Genomic DNA, 1,439 nt, shown 5'->3' with positions numbered 1-1,439 from the left:
CATCCCCGGGTGCGGCACGCCCGCGGGCTGCGGCGCGGTGTGCTCGTGTTCGGCGACGAGCGGGGTCTGGTCACCCTGGCGGAGGGGCCGGCGGGGCGCACCGAGCTGAGCGTCGAACTCTCCCCGGCAGCTGAGCACTCGCGCGGCCACGGCCGGTCCCTGCTGGCCGACGCGCTCACCCTGGTGCCGGTCAACACGCCGGTGTTCGCCGCGGTCGCGCCCGGCAACGCCCGTTCGCTGCGCGCCTTCCTGGCCGCCGGGTTCACCGTGCTCGGCGCGGAGGCGCTGATCGAGCCCGCCCGTACCGACCGCTGAGCCCGGTCCCGCCTCCGGAGGCGTGCGCCGCGCCGCCTGCAAGGAACGCGGGCGACGCACGCCGGTCGGTGACGAGGGCGGTCAGGGCCGTCAGGGGCCTGAGCGCCGTGGAACGGGCGTACGCGCCCGCCGAGCGAGGAGTACCCATGGCGGCAGCGTGGGCCTCGCGGGCGGGGCACGGCATCGGCGAGGTGGCCGGTGTCCCCGGCCCGGCCGGAAAGCCGCGGTGGGACGCGGTCTCAGCGCTCCGGCAGGACGGGGCGCAGGGCCAGCAGGGCGATGTCGTCCGCCCCGTCCGCGCCGAGCCGGATCAGCAGCTCGTCCAGGAACACGTCCAGCGGTTCGCGCGCCAGGTCGGCCGTGTGCCGGCGCAGCCGCGCCAGGGACTGTTCCAGTCCCTCGTCCCGGCGTTCGACGAGTCCGTCGGTGTAGAGCAGCACGGTGGCCCGGGGAGGCAGCGCCACGGCCGTGGCCGGACGCGGCATGTCGAAGCCGGTGCCCAGCATCAGACCGGTGCCCTCCTCCAGGTAGCGGGTCTCGCCGTCCTCGGTGGTGACCAGCGGGGGCAGGTGACCTGCCGCCGAGTGGACGAACTCCCACGGCCCCTGCTCGGGCCCGCGGACCAGCCCGTACACGCAGGTCGCGGTCGCCTCCCGGTAGAGGGTGTGGTTGGCGATGTCCAGGCGTCGCACCACCTCGCCGGGCGGCTCCTCCCGGTCGACGGCGATGCCCCGGAGCATGGAGCGCAGCTGGCTCATGGCGACGGCCGCCGCCAGGTCGTGCCCGGCGACGTCGCCGATGGTCACCGCGAGGTCGCCGCGGGGCAGCACGAAGCAGTCGTACCAGTCGCCGCCGACCTCCGCGGTGACGGACGACGGGACGTAGCGGGCGGCGACCTCCAGGTGGGGCAGCTCGGGCAGGACCGGCAGCAGCGAGCGCTGCAGCTGCTCGGCGATGCCGCGGGTCTCCTCGTAGAGGCGGGTGTTGTCCAGGCCGACCGCGATGCCGTGCGCCAGGTCGTCGACGAAGGCGAGGTCGGCCTCGGTGAACGGCCGGTGGGGGGTGGTACGGGCGAGGGTGATCGCGCCCAGCACCTCACGGCGGGCCTGGAGGGCGGCCACCAC

1 protein-coding gene and 1 pseudogene are annotated in these 1,439 nt (G+C 75.7%); one reads left to right on the top strand and one right to left on the bottom strand.

The features are described 5' to 3' along the window. A pseudogene (locus ACOV8S_RS07675) lies at positions 1-315 on the top strand (hypothetical protein); the annotation flags it as partial. A 239-nt stretch (positions 316-554) separates the two neighbouring features. Here the strand turns inward: ACOV8S_RS07675 and ACOV8S_RS07670 are convergent. Beyond that, positions 555-1,439, bottom strand: an 885-nt coding sequence (locus tag ACOV8S_RS07670; protein WP_448316888.1) for a PP2C family protein-serine/threonine phosphatase, incomplete at its 5' end; no start/stop codon positions are given.

The sequence above is a fragment of the Streptomyces sp. CO7 genome, from assembly GCF_053474865.1.
Note: the sequence above shows the minus strand (reverse complement) of the source record. Positions and strands in the feature narration are given on the sequence as shown.